The sequence below is a fragment of the Rhodanobacter lycopersici genome, from assembly GCF_040812335.1.
Taxonomy (GTDB): Bacteria; Pseudomonadota; Gammaproteobacteria; order Xanthomonadales; family Rhodanobacteraceae; genus Rhodanobacter_A; species Rhodanobacter_A lycopersici.
Genome location: NZ_JBFOHK010000002.1, coordinates 12,939 through 28,675, shown reverse-complemented (window position 1 = coordinate 28,675; position 15,737 = coordinate 12,939). Strand labels below are relative to the sequence as shown.

16 protein-coding genes are annotated in these 15,737 nt (G+C 68.6%); 5 read left to right on the top strand and 11 right to left on the bottom strand.

Annotated features, from left to right (window positions below):
- Positions 1 to 40 precede the first annotated feature (40 nt).
- The 4 genes from ABQJ54_RS07150 to ABQJ54_RS07135 form a co-directional block, all read right to left on the bottom strand.
- On the bottom strand, positions 41 to 1,930 hold the full coding sequence (locus ABQJ54_RS07150) for a phospholipase D-like domain-containing protein (RefSeq protein ID WP_367853609.1): 1,890 nt from the start codon (positions 1,928 to 1,930) through the stop codon (positions 41 to 43).
- Between the two features lie 104 nt (positions 1,931 to 2,034).
- Complete coding sequence (locus ABQJ54_RS07145; RefSeq protein ID WP_367853608.1) at positions 2,035 to 2,508, bottom strand: SixA phosphatase family protein; 474 nt, start codon at positions 2,506 to 2,508, stop codon at positions 2,035 to 2,037.
- Between the two features lie 33 nt (positions 2,509 to 2,541).
- Entirely contained in the window at positions 2,542 to 3,177 is a 636-nt protein-coding gene (locus ABQJ54_RS07140) for a nucleotide-binding protein (protein WP_367853607.1), read from the bottom strand.
- Positions 3,178 to 3,226: 49 nt separating this feature from the next.
- On the bottom strand, positions 3,227 to 4,264 hold the full coding sequence (locus ABQJ54_RS07135; protein ID WP_367853606.1) for a hypothetical protein: 1,038 nt from the start codon (positions 4,262 to 4,264) through the stop codon (positions 3,227 to 3,229).
- 174 nt (positions 4,265 to 4,438) lie between these two features.
- On the opposite strand from ABQJ54_RS07135, the gene ABQJ54_RS07130 reads away from it, so the two are divergent.
- On the top strand, positions 4,439 to 4,633 hold the full coding sequence (locus tag ABQJ54_RS07130; protein ID WP_367853605.1) for an antitermination protein NusB: 195 nt from the start codon (positions 4,439 to 4,441) through the stop codon (positions 4,631 to 4,633).
- Between the two features lie 31 nt (positions 4,634 to 4,664).
- Here ABQJ54_RS07130 and speE read toward each other — a convergent pair whose 3' ends face one another.
- On the bottom strand, positions 4,665 to 5,519 hold the full coding sequence (speE, locus tag ABQJ54_RS07125) for a polyamine aminopropyltransferase (RefSeq protein ID WP_367853604.1): 855 nt from the start codon (positions 5,517 to 5,519) through the stop codon (positions 4,665 to 4,667).
- Positions 5,520 to 5,897: 378 nt separating this feature from the next.
- Between speE and speA the strand changes: the two genes are divergently transcribed.
- From speA to ABQJ54_RS07110, 3 genes are all read left to right on the top strand, one after another.
- Complete coding sequence (speA, locus tag ABQJ54_RS07120; protein WP_367853603.1) at positions 5,898 to 7,784, top strand: biosynthetic arginine decarboxylase; 1,887 nt, start codon at positions 5,898 to 5,900, stop codon at positions 7,782 to 7,784.
- 249 nt (positions 7,785 to 8,033) lie between these two features.
- Positions 8,034 to 8,819, top strand: a complete 786-nt coding sequence (locus ABQJ54_RS07115) for a 3-hydroxybutyrate dehydrogenase (RefSeq protein WP_367853602.1) — start codon at positions 8,034 to 8,036, stop codon at positions 8,817 to 8,819.
- 4 nt (positions 8,820 to 8,823) lie between these two features.
- Entirely contained in the window at positions 8,824 to 9,996 is a 1,173-nt protein-coding gene (locus ABQJ54_RS07110; RefSeq protein ID WP_367853601.1) for a DUF3734 domain-containing protein, read from the top strand.
- A gap of 26 nt (positions 9,997 to 10,022) precedes the next feature.
- Here ABQJ54_RS07110 and ABQJ54_RS07105 read toward each other — a convergent pair whose 3' ends face one another.
- Positions 10,023 to 10,493 (bottom strand): group II truncated hemoglobin, encoded by a 471-nt coding sequence (locus ABQJ54_RS07105; protein ID WP_367853600.1) that lies wholly within the window; start codon positions 10,491 to 10,493, stop codon positions 10,023 to 10,025.
- Complete coding sequence (locus tag ABQJ54_RS07100; RefSeq protein ID WP_367853599.1) at positions 10,490 to 10,801, bottom strand: antibiotic biosynthesis monooxygenase family protein; 312 nt, start codon at positions 10,799 to 10,801, stop codon at positions 10,490 to 10,492. The genes ABQJ54_RS07105 and ABQJ54_RS07100 overlap by 4 nt, the downstream gene beginning before the upstream one ends.
- 103 nt (positions 10,802 to 10,904) lie before the next feature.
- On the opposite strand from ABQJ54_RS07100, the gene ABQJ54_RS07095 reads away from it, so the two are divergent.
- Entirely contained in the window at positions 10,905 to 11,264 is a 360-nt protein-coding gene (locus ABQJ54_RS07095; RefSeq protein ID WP_367853598.1) for a winged helix-turn-helix transcriptional regulator, read from the top strand.
- Between the two features lie 20 nt (positions 11,265 to 11,284).
- On the opposite strand, the gene ABQJ54_RS07090 is transcribed toward ABQJ54_RS07095, so the two are convergent.
- The 4 genes from ABQJ54_RS07090 to radC all read right to left on the bottom strand — a co-directional run bounded on the left by ABQJ54_RS07090 (position 11,285) and on the right by radC (position 15,668).
- Positions 11,285 to 12,037 carry an SDR family NAD(P)-dependent oxidoreductase gene (locus ABQJ54_RS07090; RefSeq protein ID WP_367853597.1) on the bottom strand — a complete coding sequence of 251 codons (753 nt, stop codon included), beginning with the start codon at positions 12,035 to 12,037 and terminating at the stop codon, positions 11,285 to 11,287.
- A 25-nt stretch (positions 12,038 to 12,062) separates the two neighbouring features.
- A complete protein-coding gene (locus tag ABQJ54_RS07085; protein ID WP_367853596.1) occupies positions 12,063 to 12,770 on the bottom strand; it encodes an SPOR domain-containing protein in 708 nt (235 codons plus the stop codon).
- Complete coding sequence (gene argS, locus ABQJ54_RS07080) at positions 12,770 to 14,458, bottom strand: arginine--tRNA ligase (protein ID WP_367853595.1); 1,689 nt, start codon at positions 14,456 to 14,458, stop codon at positions 12,770 to 12,772. The genes ABQJ54_RS07085 and argS overlap by 1 nt, the downstream gene beginning before the upstream one ends.
- Before the next feature lie 538 nt (positions 14,459 to 14,996).
- On the bottom strand, positions 14,997 to 15,668 hold the full coding sequence (radC, locus tag ABQJ54_RS07075; protein WP_367853594.1) for a RadC family protein: 672 nt from the start codon (positions 15,666 to 15,668) through the stop codon (positions 14,997 to 14,999).
- Positions 15,669 to 15,737 lie beyond the last annotated feature (69 nt).

Sequence of the window (15,737 nt, the reverse complement as noted above, 5' to 3'; positions counted from 1 at the left end):
GCTGCCTTGTTGCGTGGCTGAAGGCGGCCTCGGCCACCCATCACAGGATGCCCTTCACTCCCGCCCCGAACGCTGTGATCAAGCGCGTGTAGATCAGCTTGGGCGAGATCGCCACATCGGGGAAGTCGCCCACCGGCGTGTAGCACTGCTGGAACTTCGGGTTGTCGGGGGCGAGCGGCGCGCAGCCGGGCTTGATCTCGTAGCTGGTGGCGTAGCGGAACGGCCACAGGTCGAACAGCGGCAGCCGCGACGAGATGTTGCCGATGGCCTGGCTGATGTTGCCGAGGACGGGGATGGTGGGTTCGCGCTTGGCGATGGTCCAGGCATTCTGCGGCAGGGTGTCCTCGAGGATGGAATCGCGCAGTTCACTGGCGAAGCGCGGATCCTGCACGATCACGCCGGCCTCGGTGTTGTAGTGGTCGGAGCGCGGGTCGAAGTTGTGCGAGCCGACCATCGCGAAGCTGTCGTCCACCACCATCGACTTGGCATGCAGGCTGTAGCGGCGGCCGTTGCTGCGCAGCGGGGCGGGGCGGTTGCGCTTGCCGCTGCTGCCGAACACGCCGGGGCGGCGCTCGTTGCCGGGAAAACGGTGGCGCGGCTTGCCGGGCGTGGCGATGGGCGTGCCGGCGGGGCCGTCGTCCTCGGTCTCGTTGGCTTCCTCGAAGGCCTCCTCGGCACTGTCGGCGTGCGGCTTCAGTTCGTGGATCTGGAAGCCGTATTCGGTGAGGTAGCGGCGACGATGCTTGTAGGAGAGCCCGTATACCGCGAACGCGTCGGTGGCGGCCAGCGAGTTGGTGGAGACGATGATGCTGGGCGGCGGATCTTCCTTGTACAAGCGCTTGAAGATGTCCTGCGCGCGCTTGCTGAGCACCAGGTAGGGCGTCTGCAGCACCACCTCGTGCTTCGCGTCGGCGACCATGCGCATCATGTGGGCGGTGAGTTCGCGGGCATTGCGCTTGTGTGGCTCGTCGGTCTTGGCCGGCAGGTCGCTGAAGTAGTTCACCTGGCTCACCTGCAGCGTGTCGTCGCCGATCCAGGCGGCGAGCCAGTCGGGGTCTTCCGCCTCGGCCTGGGCGCGCGCCACGCGCGCCGGGTCGGTGTAGTGCGGCGCGGGCCAGCCGGGCGAGGCGCTGTCGCTGCGGATGCGCCGGTTGACGTCGCGCAGGCGGATCAGCGGCACCGAACGCCTGTGGTTCCAGAACAGCGCGAAGCTGTCGGCCATCTCGCGACCCACCGGGCCGCCGGCCATCACGTCGCGGTCGAGGTAGTCGAAGTCGGGGTCCCAGTTGAAATAGCGGTTCTGGTAGTTGCGCCCGCCGGTGATGCCGATGGTGTCGTCCACCAGCAGCAGCTTGTTGTGCATGCGCTGGTTGAACTTCATGAAACAGCACACGATGCCGGCGGCGAATTCCAGCGGCGGCGTCTGCGCGTCGTGGAAGGTCGGGTTGTACAGCTTCACCTCGAGGTTGGGGCTGACCCGGGCGAGGCGGTCGAGCAGGCCGAGGTCGCCGAAGGAGAACAGCTGGTCGGCGAGGATGCGCACCTGCACCCCGCGCCGCGCGGCCTGCACCAGCTCGTTGAGCACCAGCTGGCCGATGTCGTCCTCGTCCCAGATGTAGGTTTGCACGTCGATGCTGTGCTGCGCGGCCCGGATCAGGCTGATGCGCGCCGCCAGCGCGGCCTCGCTGTCGTCGAGCAGGGTGACGGTGTTGACCGGATGCCCGGGCGCGGACTCGGCGATCGCCTGTTGCGCGGCCTCCAGCAGGGGCGAGGGCGTGGCGCAGCGGTCGGCCTGGTGGCAGGTGTCCTCGCGGCCGGGGCTGGCGGCGACGATGGCGCCGGCCTCGCGGATCTGCGCACGGCTCAGCGTGCAGCCTTGCAGCAGCGCGACGAGCAGGAAGACGGGGAGCAGTAGCCGGCGAGACGACATGAACGATGGAGTAGGCGAGGCATCATGCCCCGAGGCAGCCCGCGTTGAGACAAGAACCGGAGAATTCCGTTCGGTCGCCGCACGCGGCGACCGCGGGATGGGCGTCAGGGCGACCAGAACGCATCCAGTCGCGCGCTGGCCGGCTCCAGCGGGCCGCTGAGGTGCAGCACCGCCAGCCCGGCCGGCGGCATGCCGCGGAATTCGTCCGAGCGGCCTTCCACCAGCAGCGCCACCAGCCGCTCGATGCCGGGATTGTGGCCCACCAGCAGCACGGTGCCGGCGTCGGTGTGCTGGTCGAGCAGGGCGAGCAGCTCGCCGGGCGTGGCGTCGTAGATCTCGCCGGCCTGCTGCAGCGGCGGCGGGTCGGCGAGCGCGGACAGCGCCAGCTGCGCGGTTTCCTCGGCGCGCCGTGCCGGCGAGCACAGTGCGCGCAGCGGCCGCGCGTTGTGCCGGGCCAGCCACGCGCCGGCATCTTGCGCTTCGCGTCGACCGTGCTCGCTCAGCGGGCGCTGGCGATCATCGCCATGGCCGTCGACGGGCAGGGCTTCGGCGTGGCGCAGCAGGATCAGTTCGTGCATGGAGGACTCCGGTAAAGATGGGATGCCGCGTGCTCAGGCAGCCTGGCGCTTGATCCAGCGCAGCAGCGGCTTCCAGTCCTGCTGGTGGCTGCGCACCTGTTCGGACTGGTAATCGAAGATGCCTTTGCCCAGCGCAGTGAGCAGCACGTAGGCCTGGCTGTCGCGCAACTGGGCGACGATCGGGAACGGCGATTCGGCGGCCAGCTGCTCTACCGCGTCCTGGCTGGCGTGGGTCCACGGCTTGAGCCGGTTCGCCACCAGCGCCACCGGCAGCTTGCCGCTCCTGATGCGCTTGATCGCCTGCAGTTCGCCGAGGAAGTGCGCGGTGGCGTCGAGGTCGAAGCTGGACGGCAGCACCGGCACCAGCAGCACGTCGGCCTGCTCGATGAAGGGTTCGAGCTCGCGCTCGCCGGAACCGGCCGCAGTGTCGATCAGCAGTTGCTGCGTGTCCGGCGGTATGCGCTGCAGCGCCTTGCGGCCGCCTTCCAGCCCCAGCACGCCGGGCACGTGATCGGGGCGGCGGCCGGCCCAGCGGTAGCTGGAGCCCTGATGGTCGGCGTCCACGATGGCGGTGTGCTGCCCGGCCTGTGCCCAGTGCGACGCCAGTTGCGTCGCCAGCGTGCTCTTGCCGCATCCGCCCTTGCTGCTTGCCACCAGCGTCGTAAGCATGGGTCGCCCCGGTCCGCGAAGGTGGCCCAAGCCTAACCGGTGTTTCCGGTCATGGGGAGTGTGCCGGTGCCGGGGCGTCCGGCGCCGCGGGCTGCCAACTGCCCGGCGCGGTGGTCGAGACGCCGCTGGCGCGCAGCACGGCGATCATCTGGCTCATCTCGGTGCCACCCTGCTTTGCGGTGGCCAGCAGCTGTTGCGCCAGCGCGGGGTCGTCCTGCGCGCGCAGCGCCAGCTGCGAATAGTTCTGCACCTGCCAGGTCAGGTCGCGGCGCTGCTTGCGCGCGTCTGCCTGGGCGGCCGCATCGCCGAGCACTTCGTCCAGGTGCAGGCCCAGCGAGCGTGCCAGCGGGCTGGAACCCCATTCGAGCAGCTTGCCGAGCTTGAGGCAGTCGGCCTTGATCGCGGCGTCGTCGCCCGCGTTCTCGCACAGCTTGGCCACCACTGGCAGCGCGGGTTGCGGTTGCAGCCGGGCGTTGCCCAGCACGATCAGCGCCTGTACGCCGACGGGTCCGGCTGCGCCCAGGGTGGCCGGTGGCGGCGGCAGCGCATCCGCCACGCTGGCCAGCGCGGTGAGGCTGCTGCCGGTGTAGTCGTCGTAGGACTTGGCGGCGGCGGCCCTGGCCAGGTCCTCGCGCGCCGCGTCGGACTTCATGTCGCGGGTGTCGAGCCCCAGCTTGAGCAGCCACACGGCGGCGTTGTCCGGCGCCTGTTCGGTCAGCTTGTGCAGCGCGGTGGCGTTCGGGCAGTTGCCGGCCTTCGCGTCGCAGTCGGCGAGGCGCATCCATTGCACGGCGGGGCCGGCGTCGCCGGCCGCGGCGGCGCGGTTGATCAGCGCGTGGAAACTGTTGGTCTTCGGCTGTTTCGGCAGCGGGCGGGCCAGCAGGGCCGCGCCCAGCAGCGGCTGCGCGGTGGCACGCAGCGCCAGCACGCTGACCAGGTCGTGCTGGAACGACTGCAGCGCCTGTTCGCGGGCATTGCCGTCGCTGGCTGGCGTCGCGGCAGTGGTCGGGTGCTCTGTGGCCAGTGCCGCGGGCGCGGCGATCAGCGACAGGACGCTGGCAAGGGCAAGGCGGTGCCATCCACGCATGGGGTGCTCCAGCGAAAACAGGACCGCCAGCTTAGCGGCCGGGCGTTGAGGATGCTCTGAACGATGTCTGAGCCGGTGGATGCCGCGGCAGGCCTGTCCGGAGAGGAGTTGTTAGGATGCCTGTTTGTTCGCGCGCCTGGCGCGCTCCACCGCACAGGGGCCGGAGGACATGCCGTGAATCATTTTTCCAGTTTCGCCGATGGCGCGCCGTGGTTCGCCGGCTGGGGCACGCTGGCCCTGATCAACGCCGGCCTCGCGCAGGGCAAGAACCGCAGCGGCCTGCTGTGGTTCCTGCTCTCGCTGCCGTTCGGCCCGCTGGCGACGCTGGTGCTGGTGCTGCTGCCGAAGCAGCGGGCGAAGATGTTCTGAGGGCGGGGTTCCGGATGCCGGGATCGTCCTCTTACTCGCCCAGCGCCTCGCGCATGAATTCCGGCTGGGCCAGCGCGGCCTTGTGGATCTCGGCGTTGTAGTACTTCGTGGAGAAGTTCTTGCTGAGCGCACCGCGCTCGCGGAAACCGCTGAGGTCGCCGCCCTTGCGTGCCATGGTGCAGCTCCACCAGCCGGTGGGGTAGCAGGGCTGCGGGAACGGCAGGGTCTTCACCGCGCTGAAGCCGGCGGTGCGCATCGCCGCGCGCATCGACTTGATCAGTTCGATATGCGCCAGCGGCGATTCGCTCTGCTGCACCAGCAGGCCGCCGTGGCGCAGCGCCTTGAAGCAGCTGGCGTAGAACGCGGCATTGAACAGGCCCTCGGCGGGGCCTACCGGGTCGGTGGAATCCACGATCACCAGGTCGATCGACTCCGGCTCGGCCTCGGCCATGTACTTGATGCCGTCGATGAACAGTAGTTCGGCGCGCGGGTCGCCGTTCGATTCGCACAGCTCGGGGAAATACTGCTCGGCGAGGCGCGTCACGCGTTCGTCGATCTCCACCTGGGTGGCCTTCTCCACTTCCTCGTGCTTGAGCACCTCGCGCAGCGTGCCGCAGTCGCCGCCGCCGATGATCACCACGCGCTTGGCGCGCGCATGGGTGAACAGCGCGGGATGGGTCATCATCTCGTGGTAGAGGAAATTGTCGCGGCTGGTGAGCATCACGCAGCCATCGATCACCATCAGCTTGCCCCAGTCGGTGGTCTGGTGGATCTCGATGGTCTGGAACGGCGTCTTCTCCGCGTGCAGCAGTTGCTCGGTACGGAAGCCGATGGAGGAGCCGGAGGCCTGGTGGGCCTCGGTGAACCAGCTGATCTGCTGCGACATGGGTGTTCCTGGGGGGATTCGAACGGGATGTTTGGCCGCCCATTGTAGCCGAGCCGTAGCGGATGGGCTGTTACAATGCCGCTTCCGGTGCGCGGCGCGCGCCGTAGGAGCGTGAGCGGTAGAAACATCCGAGGCGAAAAGCTTGCCGTGCGAGGGCAGATTTTCGACGGTTCGCTGCCCCATAGTGGTTCTATGGGGCAAGAAGCGGCGGAAATATGCACCGCACGACAAGCTTTGCAGCCCGGATGGGTTCTGCCGCTCACGCTCCTGAAGTGCGATCGGCCCCGCGGCGTGCGAGGCTTCCGGCCCATCGTGCTTACCTGCGTCAAGGCTCGCCGCTGCGACGACATGCATTCCGTTTTCACAAGGAGACTTTCCATGTCGAAGCCCTGGACCGTGGCCGATGCCCGCCACACCTACGCCGTGGCCCACTGGGGCGACGGTTATGTCGACGTCAACGAAGCCGGCGAGATCGCGATCCGCCCGCACGGCGCGCGCGGCCCTGCGCTGCCGCTGCCGGCCATCGTCGAGCGCGCCCGCGCAGAAGGCCTGCGCCTGCCGCTGCTGGTGCGCTTTCCCGACATCCTCGCCGACCGTCTCGCGCGGCTGCAGGCCGCGTTCGCCAGGGCCATAGCCGAGTGGAATTACGCGGGCGGCTATACGGCCATCTACCCGATCAAGGTGAACCAGCAGCGCGGCGTGGCCGGCGAGCTGGTGGCCGCGGGCGCCGAAGGTTTTGGTCTCGAAGCCGGCTCCAAGCCCGAGCTGATGGCCGTGCTGGCGATGGCGCGGCCGGGCTCCATCGTGATCTGCAACGGTTACAAGGACCGCGAATACATCCGCCTTGCGCTGATCGGCCTGAAGCTCGGTCTGCGTGTGCACATCGTGATCGAGAAGTTGTCGGAGCTCGATCACGTGTTCGCCGAAGCGAAGGCGCTCGACGTCGAGCCGCTGCTCGGCGTGCGCGTGCGCCTCGCCTCGATCGGCGCCGGCAAGTGGCAGAACACCGGCGGCGACAAGGGCAAGTTCGGCCTCTCGCCGGCGCAGGCGCTCACCCTGGTCGAGCGGCTGGAAGCGGCCGGCCTCAAGCACACGCTGAAGCTGCAGCACTTCCACATGGGTTCGCAGATTTCCAACGTGCGCGACATCGCCAACGGCATGCGCGAGGCCTCGCGCTACTTCGTCGAGCTGTCGCGGCTCGGCGTGCCGCTGGAGATCGTCGACGTGGGCGGCGGCCTCGGCGTGGACTACGAAGGCTCGCGCTCGCGCAGCCACAACTCGATCAACTACTCGATCGAGCAGTACGCCGCCACCATCGTGCAGTCGCTGGCCGAGGCGGTGGAAGCGGAAGGCCTCAAGGCTCCGCATATCCTCACCGAGGCCGGCCGCGCGATGACCGCGCATCACGCCGTGCTGGTGGTCAACGTGAGCGAGGTGGAGGAGGTGCCGCAAGGCGCGATCCCCGCGCCGGGCGCCGACGAACCGGCCGTGCTGCGCCGCCTGCGCGAGGTGCATGCCGAACTCGATCAGCGCCCTGCGCTGGAGCTGTTCCACGAGGCCCAGCACCATCTGGCCGAAGGCCAGGCGCTGTACGCACTGGGCCAGCTCGCGCTGGCCGACCGCGCGCGGCTGGACGAGATGTACTACGCCATCGCCAACGCGGTGCGCGCGCGCCTGTTGCCTGGCGAGCGCTCGCACCGTGCCGCGCTGGACGAGCTGGACGAGAAGCTGGTGGACAAGTACTTCGTCAACTTCTCGGTGTTCGAATCCGTGCCGGACATCTGGGCGATCGAGCAGATCTTCCCGATCGCGCCGATCGCGCGGCTGGACGAGGAGCCCACGCGGCGCGGCGTGATCGTCGACCTCACCTGCGACTCGGACGGCCGCATCGACCACTACGTCGACGCCGAGGGCGTGGACGTGAGCCTGCCGCTGCATGTGCTCAGGTCCGGCGAGAGCTACCGGCTCGGCCTCTTCATGGTCGGCGCCTACCAGGAGACGCTCGGCGACATCCACAACCTGTTCGGCGACACCGACGCGGTGAACGTGCGCGTAGCCGGCGATTCGTATGTTTTCGCGCACAGGCGCCGCGGCGACACCACCGACCTGATGCTGGACTACGTGGGCTACGACCTTGCCGCGCTGCGCGTCAGCTATCGCGAGCGTATCGCCGCCGCGGGCATCGCGGGCGAGGCGGCCGAGCAGCTGTACCGCACGCTGGATGGCGGCCTGACCGCCTACACCTACCTCGCCGAGGAAGGCTGACCCGCCTTGCTTCCTCTCCTCTTTGGGGAGAGGACCGAGGTGAGGGGTGGGTGCTCGCGAAAGAGCCCGTCAGCAGGCGTTGCGCGCAAGCGCACCCTCATCCCGTTTCCTCCATGGCGGCGGCCATTCATGACGTGTTCTCTGCGTGCCCGCAGGGGAGAGGGCGCAAGCCGGCCTTGCACCAAAGGCTGATGGTGCCGTCACATGCGTTGCCTACAATGCGGTTCTTCCCCCTCACGGAGTACCCCCATGGGCAGTCTCGACGGCAAGGTGGCCCTGATCACGGGCGCGGCCAGCGGCATCGGCAAGGCGATCGCGGAGTTGTACGCGAAGCAGGGCGCGAAAGTCGCGATCTGCGACATCAACCAGCAGGCGGCCGACGCCGCGGCGGCGGAAATCAACGCCGCGGGCGGCCACGCTATCGGCATCGCGATGGATGTCACCGACGAGGCCGCGGTGGATGCGGGCACCGACAAGGTGGTCGCCGCCTTCGGTGCGCTGGACATCCTGATCTCCAACGCCGGCGTGCAGATCATCAACCCGATCGACCAGTTCGCGTTCGCCGACTGGAAGAAGATGCTGGCGATCCACCTCGACGGCGGCTTCCTCACCACCCGCGCCGCGCTGCGCCACATGTACCGGGGCGACCGCGGCGGCATCGTGATCTACATGGGCTCGGTGCACTCGCACGAGGCCTCGAAGCTGAAGGCGCCCTACGTCACCGCCAAGCACGGCCTGCTCGGCCTGGCGCGTACGCTGGCGAAGGAGGGCGCGGCGCACAACGTGCGCTCGCACGTGATCTGCCCGGGCTTCGTGCGCACGCCGCTGGTGGAGAAGCAGATTCCCGAACAGGCCAAGGAGCTCGGCATCAGCGAAGCCGACGTGATCAAGAACGTGATGCTCAAGGACACCGTGGATGGCGTGTTCACCACGGTCGACGACATCGCGCAGACCGCGTTGTATCTCGCCACGTTCCCCTCCGCCGCGCTGACCGGACAGAGCTTCGTGGTCAGCCACGGCTGGTACATGCAGTAAGGCCGTGGCAGGCGACAGGCAAGGCTCGCCGCTGGCCGAAGCAGTGGCACGCGACTACCGCACCGTGGCCCTGGTGCTGCAGGGCGGCGGCGCGCTGGGCGCCTACCAGGCCGGCGTGGTCGAAGCGCTCGAGGAAGTGCGGCTTCGTCCCGACTGGATTGCCGGCATCTCGATCGGTGCGCTGAACGCGGCGATCATCGCAGGCAATCCGCCCGAGCGGCGCATCGAGCGCCTGCGCGCGTTCTGGGACACGATCTGCCAGGCCTCGCCATGGCCATCGTTCGCGTTGCCCGCGGGTCTCGATGCCCGGCACTGGCCGCTGGTGATGCAGAACGGGCTCAGCGGCCTGGCCGCGTGGCGCGCCCTGGTCCAGGGCCAGCCCGGCTTCTTCCGGCCGCGCCTGCCGCCGCCGTTCCTGCAGGCGCAGGCCACGCCCGCCACCGCGAGCTGGTACGACATCACGCCCTTGCGCGGCACGCTGGAGAAGCTGGTCGATTTCGACCGCATCAACGATGCGCGCGCGATGCGCGTGTCGGTGGGCGCGGTGCACGTGCAGAGCGGCAACTTCGTCTATTTCGACAACACCCGGCAGCGCCTCGGGCCCGAGCACTTCATGGCCTCCGGTGCGCTGCCACCGGGGTTTCCCGCGGTGGAGATCGACGGCGAGTACTACTGGGACGGCGGCGTGGTTTCCAACACGCCGCTCTACCGCGTGCTCACCGAGCAGCCGCAACGCGACATGCTGGTGTTCCAGGTCGACCTTTGGAGCGCGCAGGGCGAGTTGCCCCACGACATGCCGGGCGTGGCCGAGCGCAGCAAGGAGATCCAGTATTCCAGCCGCACCCGGCTGATGACCGAGTACATGCACGAGAGCCGTCGCCGCCAACGTCTGCTGCAGGAACTGCTGGCGCTGGTGCCGCCCGAGCGTCGCGCCGACCCGGCGTATCGCCAGGCGGAATGCGAGGCGAACGGCGCGCTGGTCAACCTGGTCCACCTGATCTACCGCGACAAGCCCTACGAGGGCCACTACAAGGACTACGAATTCAGCGCTGCCAGCATGCACGGCCACTGGCGCAGCGGCCTCGCCGACATGCGGCACACGCTGGCGCATCCGAAGTGGTTCGAAGCGCCACCGGCGGAACAGCCGTTCGTGACCCACGACGTGCATCGGGAGTGAGGGCGCGCCTTCCCGGTCGCCCGGTTTCAGCCCCGATAGGGCCCGCCGGTCTCGCCCCAGCCCCAGGCCGGCATGGCCGCCTGCTTGTCGGGTAGCTGTCCGAGCTGCGAATTCAGCACGGCCAGCCGCGTGCCCCATTCCACGTAGCCGACGAAGGCGGAGCGGAATTCAGGATTGTCCGGCAGGCCGGCGGCGTCGGCACACTCCAGCAGCAGCGCCATCCAGCGTGCGCGCTGCGCTTCGTTCAGATGCCGTGCCACGTGCTGCGCCAGCATGGCGCGGTGGCCGCCGCGCTGCTCGCTGTAGCGGGCCGGACCGCCGAATACTTCGGCGAGGAACAGCGCGACGAAATGGGGATGGCGGGCGTCCATATGTGCAAACAGGGGCGCCAGCAGCGGATCGTCCGGCACGCGCTGGTAGAAGATCCCAGTGAGGCGCTCAAGTGCGGGCAGGCCGCCGGCCCATGTGTAGAGGCTGGGAATCCCGTCGTCGCTCATGGCGCTTTTCCACCTTGCACCGTCGTCGTCCGGTAGTGCCGCATTTCCTCGATCATGCCCACGTAGGGCTTGATCGCGGCGAAGAAGGCGCGGAACTCCGCGCTGCCGCGGAAGCCCTGCATGTGACCTTCCACCGAGTCCCATTCGATGCGCAGGATGTAGCTGCCCGGCTCGTCCACGCAGCAGGCCAGCTCGTAGCCGAGGCAGTGCGCGGAGGCATCCAGGCTGCGCGCGGCTTCGGCGTAATCCTGCTCGAACCGGGCCGTTTGCGTTGGCGGAATCTTGTAGCGGATGTACTCGACGATCATGCTCGGCCTCGCGGGGGCATCGGTGTGGGCGCCCGATTCTGCATCCGCCGCCGCGCGGAAAGATACGCACCGGAAAGTTACCTGCCTCGGCATGAGCCACCGCATGAACCACTCCCAGCGCAAGACCTTCGTCTGTCCCGTCGACGTGACGCTGAACCTGATCCACGGCAAGTGGAAGCCGATGATCCTGTGGCTGCTGTCGACGCGCCACCGGCGCTTCAGCGACTTCCAGACCGCCATGCCGCAGGTGGCGCACAAGGTGCTGAGCCAGCAGCTGCGGCAACTGGAGGCGGACGGATTGATTTGCCGCGTGACGCGCGATGCGCGCGGACAGCACATGGACTACCAGCTGACCGGATTCGGCCGCAGCCTGCGGCCGGCGCTGAACGTGTTGGCGAACTGGGGCAAGACCCACCATCGCGCACTGGGCGTGGAGTACGGCGGTTCCGGCGGAGGTGATTGATCGCTTGTGCGCGATCGGCCTCAGTCCCGGTGCACCTGCAGGCCGGCCGCCGACTGGCTGGTCGGCATGAGTTCGAGGCGGTTGACGTTGAGGTGCGGCGGCAGGTTGGCGATCCACCAGATGGTGTCGGCGATGTCGCCGGCGGTGATCGGGTGGGCGCCGGCATAGAGCTGGTCGGAGGCGGCCTGGTCACCACTGGTGCGTACCAGGGTGAATTCGGTCTCGGCCATGCCGGGCTCGATCGAGGTGACGCGCACGCCGGTGCCGTGCAGGTCCGTGCGCAGGTTCTGCGAGAACTGGCTGACGAAGGCCTTGGTGCCGCCGTAGACGTTGCCGCCGCGATACGGGTAGCTGCCTGCGATCGAGCTGATGTTGACGATGGCGCCGCGGCGCTCGATCAGCCCCGGCAGCAGCAGATGCGTGACCGTCGCCAGCGCGGTGACGTTGGTATCGATCATCTGCTTCCACTGCACGAGATCGGCCTGTTGCGCCGGCGCGGTGCCCAGCGCGAGGCCGGCGTTGTTCACCAGCAGGTCGATGCCGGCGAAATCCGGCGGCAGACCGGCAACGGCGGCACGCAGCGCGGCCTCGTCGCGGATGTCGAAGGCGGCGGCATGCACCTTGTCGGCACCGTGCCTGTCCGCCAGTTGCTGCAGGCGTTCGGCGCGGCGGCCGCTGGCGATCACCCGCCAGCCGCCGGTCACGAAGCGTTCCACGGTGGCGGCGCCGAAACCGGCGGTGGCGCCGGTGATCCAGGCGGTCTTGACGGTCATGGCGGGCGGTCCTCGTCGCGGTGGGTTACTTGCCTTCCTTCAGCGCGATCGAGTTGATACCGGCACTGGCGAGGCGCTGCTTGGTCGCTTCCAGCGCACTGGCGGTGGGGAACGGCCCCAGCCGCACGCGGTGGAAGGTCTGGCCGTTCACGTCGACGGACTGCACGTTGGCCACGAAGCCCTGCATGGCGAGCCTGGCTTTCATAGACTCCGCATCGGCGGGATTGGGGAAGGCGCCGACCTGCAGCAGGTAGCCGCTGCCGGCCGCAGGCTTCGGTACGGCGGTGGCGGGAGCGGCCACCACGTTCTGGGTGGCCACCGGTGCATTGCCCGGCGCCGTTGGCACTGCGGCGGCCGCGGTCGCCGGCTGGGCGCTGGCCGGGGTGGCGGCCTGCTGCTTCTGCTGCTCGGCCTTGGCCTGTGCGCTGATCTCGGCATCCGGGATGCGCACTTCCTTCTCCGACAGCACGGAGTAGAAGTCGAACTGCGGCTTCTTCGACGCGCTCTCGGCACTGCCCGGCGCCACCGCGCCGGTCTCGCTGGGGGTCTCGGCGGTGGCCTGGGGATTTGCCTGCGGGCCGGTCTTCGGCGCCATCGGCACCAGCGAGTGGCGCATCAGCACCACCACCGCCACCGCGCCGATCAGGATGCCGACGAGCGCCCAGACCCATGCCGGGATGCCGCTGCCGCTGTTGCGTACCGCCTGCCGGCCCTTGCCTTTGCGTGCTGCCATCACATGCTCTCCGGGGCACCCAGGCCCAGCAAATCGAGACCGTTGCGCAACACCTGCCGGGTCGCCACCACGAGGGAGAGGCGGGCGTCGCGCAGGTCCTTGTCGTCGACCAGGAACTGGTGCGAGTTGTAGTAGGTGTGGAACGCGTTCGCCAGTTCGCGCAGCCAGACGGCGAGCAGGTGCGGCTCCAGGTTCGTCGTCGCGGCCTCCACCACCTCGGGGTAGCGCGACAGCTCGGTGAGCAGGGCCTGCTCGTGCTCGTTGTCCAGCCGCGCGAGTTGCGCCAACCCATTGTCCTGATCGAACGTGAACCCTTTCTCGCCGGCCTGGCGCAGCACCGAGCAGACGCGGGCATGGGCGTACTGGATGTAGTAGACCGGGTTGTCGTTGGTCTGCGAACGCGCCAGGTCGATGTCGAACACCAGCTGCGAGTCGCCCTTGCGCGAGATCAGGAAGTAGCGCGTGGCGTCGCGGCCCACCTCGTCGATCAGGTCGCGCAGGGTGACGTAGCTGCCGGCGCGCTTGGAGATCTTCACTTCCTCGCCGCCGCGCATCACGGTGACCATCTGGTACAGCAGGTAGTCGGGGTAGCCCTTGGGGATGCCCGCGTCCAGCGCCTGGAGGCCGGCCTTCACGCGCGCCAGCGAGCCGTGGTGGTCGGAGCCCAGCACGGTGATCGCCTTGCCGTAGCCGCGCTGCCACTTGCTGAGGTGGTAGGCCACGTCCGGCACGAAATAGGTGTACGTGCCGTCCGACTTGCGCATGACGCGATCCTTGTCGTCGCCGAAGTCGGTGGTCTTCAGCCACAGCGCGCCGCCTTCCCCGTAGGTGTGGCCGTGGGCGACCAGCTCGCGCACGGTTTCCTCCACCTTGCCGTCGGTGTAGAGCGAGGATTCGAGGAAGTACACGTCGAAGCCCACGCCAAAGGCCTGCAGATCGAGGTTCTGCTCGTGGCGCAGGGCAGCCACGGCGAAGGCGCGGATCGCGTCGAGGTTCTCGGCATCCTGCGCGCCGGTGACGGTGTGGCCTTCCACCGTGACGCTGTCGCCAGCCAGATAGGCCCTGGCCACGTCGGCGATGTAGTCGCCGCGGTAGCCGTCCTCCGGCCAGCCGGCATCGCCGGGGGCGAGGCCGCGCGCGCGCGCCTGCGTGGACACGGCGAGGTTGGCGATCTGCACGCCGGCGTCGTTGTAGTAGAACTCGCGCCGCACGTTCCAGCCGCTGGCTTCCAGCAGACGGGCCACGCAGTCGCCCAGCGCCGCGTTGCGGCCGTGGCCCACATGCAAGGGGCCGGTGGGGTTGGCCGAGACGAACTCCACGCCTACCGTGCGGCCCGCGCCCTGCGCGTTGCGGCCGTAGCCGGCGCCCTGTTCGAGGATGCGGCGCACCTGCGACTGGCTGGCGCCGGCGGCAAGGAAGAAATTGATGAAGCCGGGGCCGGCGATCTCCACCTTGGCCAGCAGGTCGCTGGCTGGCAGCGCGGCCACGAGCTTCTCAGCCAGTTCGCGCGGCTTGGCGCGGGCCGGCTTGGCCAGCAGCATCGCCGCGTTGCAGGCGAAGTCACCGTGCTCGCGGCTGCGCGTGCGCTCGATCACGAAGCCGGGAATCGCCAGGTCGGCGGGCAGGATGGCCTGGGTTTGCAGGGCGTGGATGGCCTCGAGGACCAGTTCGTGCAGCTGGGCTTTCACGGGCGCGGCGGTTCCGGGATGGAACCGGCAATCCTAGCAGACCGGCCGGACCGGGCGGCCCTCGCAATGGCCAGGGAACAGGCATGCTGCGTCGCGATGCGCTACCTGTGGATAAGTCTGTGGGGAAAGCGCGGCCTTGCGCGCCGGGCAAATCTCCGCGTACGCGGTCACATGGCTTCAATGGAAAAAAATCCTTAAGGATCATATGTATTTTGTGCATGCTTGAAGTCGTGGCTGCGCTGATGGCTGCAAGTGCCGGTGATGGGCTTTTGTGCATAAGTAACGGCCATTTGGCGACTGTGATTGCCACGTGGGGTCGTCATGGTCCTGTCATGCGGCACTGCCACAATGGCTGCGTGCCGGTGGCGACTCCCCTCCTCCATTTGGCACCGGAGACGCCGCTCTCTCCGCTCCCCTGAATCGGCACCCGCGGCGCGGCTCATCCCGCGCCGTTTTTTTGTTTGAAGGTGTGGCCAAGGACAGCCACCCGCCTGATTCAAGCGATCAAGGACGATCGCAAGGCATTTTCGCCGCGGGCTCAGATCAGGCCGCGTGCGGCCATCGACACCGGCTCACCGCTGCCGATCACCAGGTGGTCGAGTACGCGTACGCCGACCAGTTGCAGGGCCCCGCGCAGTTCGCGGGTGATTGCGCGGTCGGCCGCGCTGGGCTCGGCCACGCCGCTGGGGTGGTTGTGGGCGAAGATCACCGCGCAGGCGTTGTGCTGCAGGCAGGCGCGCACCACCTCGCGCGGATGCACGCTGGCACCGTCCACGGTGCCGCGGAACAGCTCCTCGAAAGCCAGCACGCGGTGGCGGTTGTCCAGGTACAGGCAACCGAACACCTCGTAGGGCAGGTGGCGCAGCCGGGCACGGAGGTAATCGCCGCTGTCGCGCGGGTTGACCAGCGCGGGTTGTTCGCGCAACTGCTCGGCGAGGCTGCGCCGGGCCAGCTCCAGTGCGGCGGCGATGCGGGCGCGCTTGACCGGTCCCAGCCCGACGGTGCGCATGGCCCGGTCGTGGCGACCGAGCAGGACGCCCAGGCTGCCCGCGTCGGCCAGCAGTTCGCGACCCAGTGCGATCGCGTCCTTGCCGCGCACGCCGCTGCCCAGCAGCACGGCCAGCAGCTCGGCGTCGGACAGCGCGCCGCTGCCACGGGCCAGCAGTTTCTCGCGGGGGCGTTCGCCTTCCGGCCAGTCACGGATGCTCATGCCCTCAGCGTGCCGGTGCGAATGCGGTATGGGCAGCAGTCGCGCGGCACGATTCCGGTAAGCTAACCG

Excerpts from the sequence above, each read along its gene's own strand:
- ABQJ54_RS07150 (WP_367853609.1), bottom strand. The coding sequence starts at position 1,930 with ATGTCGTCTCGCCGGCTACTGCTCCCCGTCTTCCTGCTCGTCGCGCTG.
- ABQJ54_RS07085 (WP_367853596.1), bottom strand. The coding sequence starts at position 12,770 with ATGGCAGCACGCAAAGGCAAGGGCCGGCAGGCGGTACGCAACAGCGGC.
- radC (WP_367853594.1), bottom strand. The coding sequence starts at position 15,668 with ATGAGCATCCGTGACTGGCCGGAAGGCGAACGCCCCCGCGAGAAACTG.
- ABQJ54_RS07145 (WP_367853608.1), bottom strand. The coding sequence starts at position 2,508 with ATGCACGAACTGATCCTGCTGCGCCACGCCGAAGCCCTGCCCGTCGAC.
- speA (WP_367853603.1), top strand. The coding sequence starts at position 5,898 with ATGTCGAAGCCCTGGACCGTGGCCGATGCCCGCCACACCTACGCCGTG.
- ABQJ54_RS07140 (WP_367853607.1), bottom strand. The coding sequence starts at position 3,177 with ATGCTTACGACGCTGGTGGCAAGCAGCAAGGGCGGATGCGGCAAGAGC.
- ABQJ54_RS07090 (WP_367853597.1), bottom strand. The coding sequence starts at position 12,037 with ATGACCGTCAAGACCGCCTGGATCACCGGCGCCACCGCCGGTTTCGGC.
- ABQJ54_RS07135 (WP_367853606.1), bottom strand. The coding sequence starts at position 4,264 with ATGCGTGGATGGCACCGCCTTGCCCTTGCCAGCGTCCTGTCGCTGATC.
- ABQJ54_RS07100 (WP_367853599.1), bottom strand. The coding sequence starts at position 10,801 with ATGATCGTCGAGTACATCCGCTACAAGATTCCGCCAACGCAAACGGCC.
- ABQJ54_RS07095 (WP_367853598.1), top strand. The coding sequence starts at position 10,905 with ATGAACCACTCCCAGCGCAAGACCTTCGTCTGTCCCGTCGACGTGACG.
- ABQJ54_RS07105 (WP_367853600.1), bottom strand. The coding sequence starts at position 10,493 with ATGAGCGACGACGGGATTCCCAGCCTCTACACATGGGCCGGCGGCCTG.
- speE (WP_367853604.1), bottom strand. The coding sequence starts at position 5,519 with ATGTCGCAGCAGATCAGCTGGTTCACCGAGGCCCACCAGGCCTCCGGC.
- ABQJ54_RS07115 (WP_367853602.1), top strand. The coding sequence starts at position 8,034 with ATGGGCAGTCTCGACGGCAAGGTGGCCCTGATCACGGGCGCGGCCAGC.